We start from the raw sequence: 6,712 nt of genomic DNA, 5'->3' as shown, positions 1-6,712 counted from the left end.
ATAGCAATAAAGTAAAGGTCTGCATAGTTAGAATGTTGTAAATATTATGATTTAAATGGTTTTTTGTTGGCGAGAAATTGATTCAAATAAAAAATGCCCTGCAAATTTTTTGCAGGGCATTATGCTAATTATGAATTGGCTGGTGAAGCATCTTTTTGATGCTTGGTGATTGATTTTTCAAGTTCCTCCATTGCCAACTGAATTGAAGCAATTTCATTTTGAAGACTTTCCTGAATAGGTGCAGTTTCTGACTGCCATTGTTGTACAGATTGTTTCAATTCATTAATCGTTTGCGGTACATCAGTCTTTGCAGTATTAGTTAAACCAGCTATCGATTGTTTTAAATCGCTTATTTGAAACTTAACGTCAGATAATTTCTCTTTCCAATCAGATGATGCCATTTTGACATTCGAACGTAATTCGCTACCGGATTGAGGAGTAGAGAATAAGACCACTGCTGATCCTGCCACAAGACCTGAAACCAGACCAACAAAAAATGTAGAAGCTTTCATTATAGAGGCACTCCCTTCATATATATGTATACTATTCCTTCATTTCAATTAATTAAAACATGTCGGACAAGCCAAAACAACAAGAAATGCGAAAAGTGCCTAGAAAGCCCAACACCGGCGCTGGAAGAAAGGTCTCCTTTGCGACGAGTAACCGCAGGAGCAAACGAATCGAAAACTCGTTTTCGAATGAGTTTTAAGGTTTGAAGGCAAAGGTCGCGACATCGTGTCGCAAAGCCTTCATGACCCACATCCTGTGGGCCTAAGCTTAGGTGTGGGCTGGCGCTTGTAGCTAGACAACATGAAATGCGAAAAGTGCCTAGAAAGACCGTTCTGTTGGTTGCTAGAGGATAAAAAAAGGCCTGCCATGATTGGCAGACCATAGATTATTTAGTTTGAAAAAGCAGTATCGAATTTTGAACGCTTCAACAATTGCGTTACAATCGGGAAAATAAAGAAGAATGCGATGGCATTCAACGCTACAGTTGGTAAAACAACCCCAACTACAAGACCGCCAAAAGGAACATTTACTCCGAGTACAAAAATGGCAACGGATAGGAAAATGATGCCTGACAGAAGTGTACCCAATGCTGCAAGTGCGACTGCAACTGAAAGTTTTTGTGTGAAATGTTTAAGTGCCACAACGACTGCAAAAAAGACAAATGCTGTAATAAACTTATCAATCACGTTTGGTAAAAAACCAGCTGGAAAAGTCGAAAATAATCCAGAAATAACACCAGTTGTCAGTGCGAGTAAAAATACATGTGACGCTTTTGGAAACAATAAAATCCCAATAAACATCATCGTTAACATGAAGTCAGGTTTCATTCCACCGCCGAAACCTGGAATGATTAAGTACAACGCAGCTCCTACACCGACTAACAGGGCCATTAACACTAAATTTTTTGTATTCATTTGCTCATCTCTCCTCAACTATTCTAAACTCATATTTAGGAATCTCCTAGCGTATCCTGTGATCGACAGCGAGAAACTTACTTAAGATATTACAAGGTTTGGCAGTGAAATGCAAGTTTACTTGAGTATGTTTGACTTAATCAGTTCTGCATACTCAGCGAACATTTCATTGGTATATTGCTTTTCTTTTGTTTGCCAAGTTGCCTTAAATCCATCAGTTTGATCATATCTAGGTATGAAATGAAGATGGAAGTGGAAAATGCTTTGCCCTGCAGGCGCACCATTATTATTCAGCAAATTCAAGCCGGCTGGCTGAAAAGAAGCTTTGATTGATTCAGCGATTTTTGGCGCAACAGAAAATAATTGTCCAGCTTCTTCTGATGACATGTCATAAACATTTTCATGGTGTTTTTTGGGAATTAATAGCGTATGCCCTTTTGTCAGTGGCATAATATCCATAAAGGCTAACACATGCTCGTCTTCATATACTTTTGTACTAGGAATTGAACCGTCTACAATTTTGCAAAATAAACACTCACTCATTTTGGGTCACGTCCTTTCAAGATATGGTCATAAGTTTATCATACAAAGAAGTGACAAGTGAAAAGCCATACAGCAAATTTTTTGATAAGATAAAGAATAAAAGGGGTGCATCTGATGAACGTATTAGAAGTAAACGCAGTAACAGGTGGCTATACACGGAAACCAGTCATTCATGATTTATCCTTTTCCATTGCCCCCGGTGAATTAGTGGGCTTAATAGGATTGAACGGGGCAGGGAAAAGTACAACCATTAAGCACATAATTGGGTTGATGAATCCAAAAGATGGAGAAATTCGATTAAACGAAGTGACAATGAAGGAAAATATGGATGTCTATCGTTCATCGTTTTCATATATCCCGGAAACTCCCGTTTTGTATGACGAACTAACATTAAAAGAACATTTGGAACTAACTGCGATGGCCTATGGGTTAGATGAAGCAACTTTGGCAGCGCGTTCAGAAGTATTGTTGAAAGAATTCCGCATGGAAAAACGGTTAAATTGGTTTCCATCACATTTTTCAAAAGGAATGCGACAAAAAGTCATGATTATGTGTGCCTTTTTAGTAAATCCTTCATTATATATTATCGATGAGCCTTTCGTTGGACTCGATCCACTGGGCATTCAATCTTTACTGGATCAAATGAATGAAAAAAAACAAACTGGCGCATCTGTTCTCATGTCTACGCATATTTTATCGACAGCTGAACGCTACTGCGATCGTATTTTGTTATTGCACAACGGCCGCATTCGTGCGCAAGGGACGATGAATGATTTACGGGCAGCGTTCAATATGCCACTTGCTACTCTTGATGATTTGTACATCGCAATGACGAAGGAGCAAGACCATGAATAACCTGCATGATGTATGGCGAATACGGTTTTTTCATTATATAAATGAACTACAGAAATACATGAAATTTGTGTTTACAGGACATCTAGCAATTGTCTTTGTGTTTGTCCTTGGTGCGGGTGGTTATCAATATAGTGAATGGTTGAAGTCTGCACCAACTGATTTTCCGGGGACATGGCTAGTATCCATTGTAATCGGACTATTATTGGCATATAGTCCGCCTACCACATTGATTCGTGAACCTGACCAGGTATATTTATTGCCTTTGGAATCAAAGTTAATGTCATATATGAAGAAAGCGTTAGCTTGGTCATTTTGGTCTCAGATATTTCTAGTCTTACTGCCTTTAGTTGTTGCCATTCCTTTACTTACACAAGTAGGACAAGTCAAACCAATGACGATTGGTATGGTTCTTATCACCATTGTATTGTTGAAATTTTGGAATGGCCAAATTGAGTTTGCCTTCCAGTGGGCTAATTCAGGCAAGAGAATCTGGGGAGATCGTTCTATACGTGCCTTAATTTCTATATCTACAATCATAGCCACTTTCACACTGGTTCCTTTTTATTTGGTGCTATTGATTTTCCCAATTGGTTTTTATAGTCTTTGGATTAAGCAGGTTAAGGGACAACCATTCCCGTATGAGCACTTTGTGAAAATGGAACAAAATCGTATGTTGCGTTTTTATAGATTTGCTAATTATTTCACGGATGTTCCTCATGTACGGGGAAGCATTCACCGTCGTCCCTGGATGGATGTCATGTATCGATTGATTCCATTCCAAGAGGGAAACGCACAAAATTACTTAGTGTTTCGTACTTTTGTTCGTACAGATGATACTTTCTACTTATGGCTTCGCTTAACTGCACTTTCGGCTATAGGTGCGGCATTTATTGGCATTCCTGTTGTTGTAATGATTTTTGTAGGAGCTTTGGCATTTGCTTCTGCTATTCAAATCAAACAAGCCCTATCGTCATCTAGTGAATTCAGAATGGATATGCTTTATCCCTTGGTTGAAAGTGCACGGAAGAAAGCGGTGTTGAAATTAGTAAGAGTTGTACAAGTTTTGCAAGCAATAATCGTACTGATTGCTGTGCTTCTTACTGGCGTAGAGCAAGGAATTTTATATGCTTTGCCTCTAATTGTCGTTGTAGTTAGTGAGATTACTTTAAGGATGAGTAAATAGGGAATTTAAAAAGGTCTCATAGCCCATTACATGGGGGGGATGAGACCTTTTTCTAATACAATTGGTAATAGAAATTACTTTTTTCAGAAGGGCAGTAATTTTTCGAGTGGACCATCTGGCTGAATGATATTTTGAATGTCGAGAATCGGAATAGGGAAGTATGGGAAGCCCCAGACGTAAGCGGTGATTTCGTATTGCTGGAAGTAAATGACCAGTGAATGGTCAGCAAAGTAGAAATCTTGATCTGGCCTGATTTTTGTGAATGGTTCAAGCAATTGAATATCCCAATCTTTGATTTTCTGTCCAATGATTTTCGATAAAACTGTGACGTAATCACTATCTGGTTTAAATAAATCTTTTAATTCATACTGTCTTCCTGTAGTTACATCAAACGACAGTGCTTTGACTATGGTATTGCCGTGAGCGCCACCGGTAAACCCATAAACGGTTAATGTCAGACTTAATATATTTCGTTCGTTTGTCTTGATTTCAAATTGTCCGATCATTTCCTGTAGAAATGACTCATGAAATCCAAGTTCGACCATCGTGTTATTCATTGTTGAAACAATGACGGAATTGATTTTCATTTCCGCTTGTCGATTGGCGAGACCAATTACAAAAGGATAGTATACGTTAACTTTAGGTGTTTGTTTTTGAAGAACTTTGTGAGCTATCGTAACAGGTAAATCCATTCGTTCATCCTTTCTAAAACATGTCTAATCTTTATCCTCTATAACCGTTACCTCAAAAGTTCCAAGACCCATCGAAGTGGAAAGTTTGTTGGTAAGATCCTGTATGTAGTTTTCCGCTTTTCTTTGACTCGTATCGATTCCATGCAAAATGATCGTTAATTCCTTTTTATCCATACTGAAAATCGTGTACGCAATGCTTCCAGTAGGTTTATATCCTTCATTTTTTAATGATGTAATAAGTTGTTGCTGAAAGTTCGTCTCGGTCAATTTACTGGTGAYGGCTTCAACTTCTTTCACATCTCGCAAATAAAGGTCCTGATCCGATTCGCTAGTCAAAGACGATAGAATTATAATCACGACTACCAGACTGATAAATAAGAAACCTAGCAACATTACTCCTTTTTTTGACCTTCTCATCGCAACCTCCAATTAGACATGGTTTTAAAATCATATGCCTAATCCTTTTAATTATTCGAAGTTTGGCATGAAAGCACGAACCGAAAATTAATAAAAGCTACTTCTTATAAGAAGTAGCTTGATGAGGAGGCTTACCTGTTTTCATCCGCAGAAAGGGCACAGACTCCTTCTTTTTTATTAAATCAACCGTGAAAGTTAACAGAGCCATTAAAAAAAGAACCCGACACCATCATACTGATGTCGAATTCTCATTTATTTTACGTTTTGATAATCTACGACTGCTGCACCTAATGTTTTTGCCGCAATCAACATGGCACTTTCATCAAAATCAAATTTGGGATGATGATGTGGGAACATTTCTCCTTGTGGTTGCGCCCCGGTAAAGAAGAATGTACCTGGTACTTTTTCCAAATAGTAACCAAAATCTTCACCGCCCATATGTTGTTCCGTTTCACGCACTTCACTGACACCAGGCACATGTTCAGCCAGTTCTTTCAAAAATTGAGTTTCAGCAACATGGTTAACGACGGCATTGTAACCACGCTCATATAAAAATTCGTATGTGCAATCATTCGAATGGCATGTTCCTTGAATGACACGTTCCATTTCTTTTTCAATAAGATCACGGACTTCAGGATTGAATGTACGGACTGTTCCAATTAACTTCGCTGAATCCGCAATGACATTGAATGCATTCTCGGCTACAAAAGAACCCACAGATAATACGGCCGATTCCACTGGACTCACTCGACGAGAGACGATTTGTTGCAGGTTAGTAACTAGTTGAGCACCGATTACGACTGAATCTTTTGTTTGGTGGGGGCTGGCTCCGTGTCCTCCGCGACCTTGAATTGTAATTTCGAATCGGTCAGCTGCGGCCATGACCGGTCCGACTCTGTATTCAATCGTTCCTGCAGGAGTCAGTGACCACAAATGTGTACCAAAAATGGCATCGACACCCTCTAAACAGCCTGCCTCAATCATTGGCTTCGCTCCACCAGGCGCATACTCTTCTGCATGTTGATGAATGAGTACGTATTCTCCGGTAAGTTGTTCGCGCATTTGATGCAATGTTTTTCCAAGAACTAATAAAGTAGCGGTATGACCATCGTGACCGCAAGCATGCATAACGCCAGGAACCGTCGATTTATACGATACATCTTTCTCGTCCTGAATTGGCAATGCATCGAAGTCCGCACGCAGGGCAACAGTTTTACCTGGCAAAGCACCTTTGACTCGTGCAACTACACCATTTCCGCCAACATTTGCTGTGAACTCAATACCTAAATCTGCATAGTAATCTTGAATGTATTTTGCTGTATTTGTCTCTTGAAATGAAACTTCAGGATGCATATGTAAATATCTGCGGATGACTAGCATTTCCTCAAATGCCGCATCTAGTTTTTCAAATAATTGATTCTTCACAAAAAAATCTCCTTTCGACTGTCGAAATAGTTTGAATGTTTGTTATTATATCATTGAGGGAACATCAGAACAATTGAAGTTTAATAAATTCACCAAACAAAGCAAATTCCGTCTTAAGGCGGAGAACACATCCCACTAGCGAGAGAAGTATTCGCATACGATTTAGTTAGAAT

The 6,712-nt window shown here is 39.0% G+C and carries 8 protein-coding genes; 2 read left to right on the top strand and 6 right to left on the bottom strand.

Annotation, left to right across the window (positions count from 1 at the left end; all coding sequences use genetic code 11):
• Window positions 1–128: 128 nt before the first annotated feature.
• The 3 genes from AC1DSB_RS02365 to AC1DSB_RS02355 all read right to left on the bottom strand — a co-directional run bounded on the left by AC1DSB_RS02365 (window position 129) and on the right by AC1DSB_RS02355 (window position 1,967).
• A complete protein-coding gene (locus AC1DSB_RS02365; RefSeq protein ID WP_016429164.1) occupies window positions 129–512 on the bottom strand; it encodes a YtxH domain-containing protein in 384 nt (127 codons plus the stop codon).
• A 387-nt stretch (window positions 513–899) separates the two neighbouring features.
• A complete protein-coding gene (locus tag AC1DSB_RS02360) occupies window positions 900–1,424 on the bottom strand; it encodes a tryptophan transporter (protein ID WP_477532150.1) in 525 nt (174 codons plus the stop codon).
• A gap of 117 nt (window positions 1,425–1,541) precedes the next feature.
• Entirely contained in the window at window positions 1,542–1,967 is a 426-nt protein-coding gene (locus tag AC1DSB_RS02355; protein WP_477532149.1) for an HIT family protein, read from the bottom strand.
• A gap of 114 nt (window positions 1,968–2,081) precedes the next feature.
• Here AC1DSB_RS02355 and AC1DSB_RS02350 point away from each other — a divergent pair, with 114 nt between their 5' ends.
• Together AC1DSB_RS02350 and AC1DSB_RS02345 are read left to right on the top strand one after the other, a co-directional pair.
• Window positions 2,082–2,822, top strand: a complete 741-nt coding sequence (locus tag AC1DSB_RS02350; RefSeq protein WP_016429161.1) for an ABC transporter ATP-binding protein — start codon at window positions 2,082–2,084, stop codon at window positions 2,820–2,822.
• A complete protein-coding gene (locus AC1DSB_RS02345) occupies window positions 2,815–4,005 on the top strand; it encodes an ABC transporter permease (RefSeq protein ID WP_477532148.1) in 1,191 nt (396 codons plus the stop codon). Before AC1DSB_RS02350 ends, AC1DSB_RS02345 begins: the two co-directional genes overlap by 8 nt.
• Window positions 4,006–4,088: 83 nt before the next feature.
• Here AC1DSB_RS02345 and AC1DSB_RS02340 read toward each other — a convergent pair whose 3' ends face one another.
• The 3 genes from AC1DSB_RS02340 to AC1DSB_RS02330 all read right to left on the bottom strand — a co-directional run bounded on the left by AC1DSB_RS02340 (window position 4,089) and on the right by AC1DSB_RS02330 (window position 6,539).
• Window positions 4,089–4,697, bottom strand: coding sequence for a DUF3298 and DUF4163 domain-containing protein (locus tag AC1DSB_RS02340; RefSeq protein WP_477532147.1), 609 nt, complete (start codon window positions 4,695–4,697; stop codon window positions 4,089–4,091).
• A gap of 24 nt (window positions 4,698–4,721) precedes the next feature.
• The gene (locus AC1DSB_RS02335; RefSeq protein ID WP_477585668.1) at window positions 4,722–5,114 is read right to left on the bottom strand and encodes a hypothetical protein; all 393 of its coding nucleotides are present in this window, start codon (window positions 5,112–5,114) and stop codon (window positions 4,722–4,724) included.
• A gap of 252 nt (window positions 5,115–5,366) precedes the next feature.
• Window positions 5,367–6,539 carry a M20 family metallopeptidase gene (locus AC1DSB_RS02330; RefSeq protein ID WP_477532146.1) on the bottom strand — a complete coding sequence of 391 codons (1,173 nt, stop codon included), beginning with the start codon at window positions 6,537–6,539 and terminating at the stop codon, window positions 5,367–5,369.
• Between the last annotated feature and the right edge of the window lie 173 nt (window positions 6,540–6,712).

The organism is Paenisporosarcina sp. P4_E4_2, from assembly GCF_056401595.1.
The sequence above is the reverse complement of the archived record's forward strand: the minus strand, read 5'-3'. Positions and strand labels throughout refer to the sequence as shown.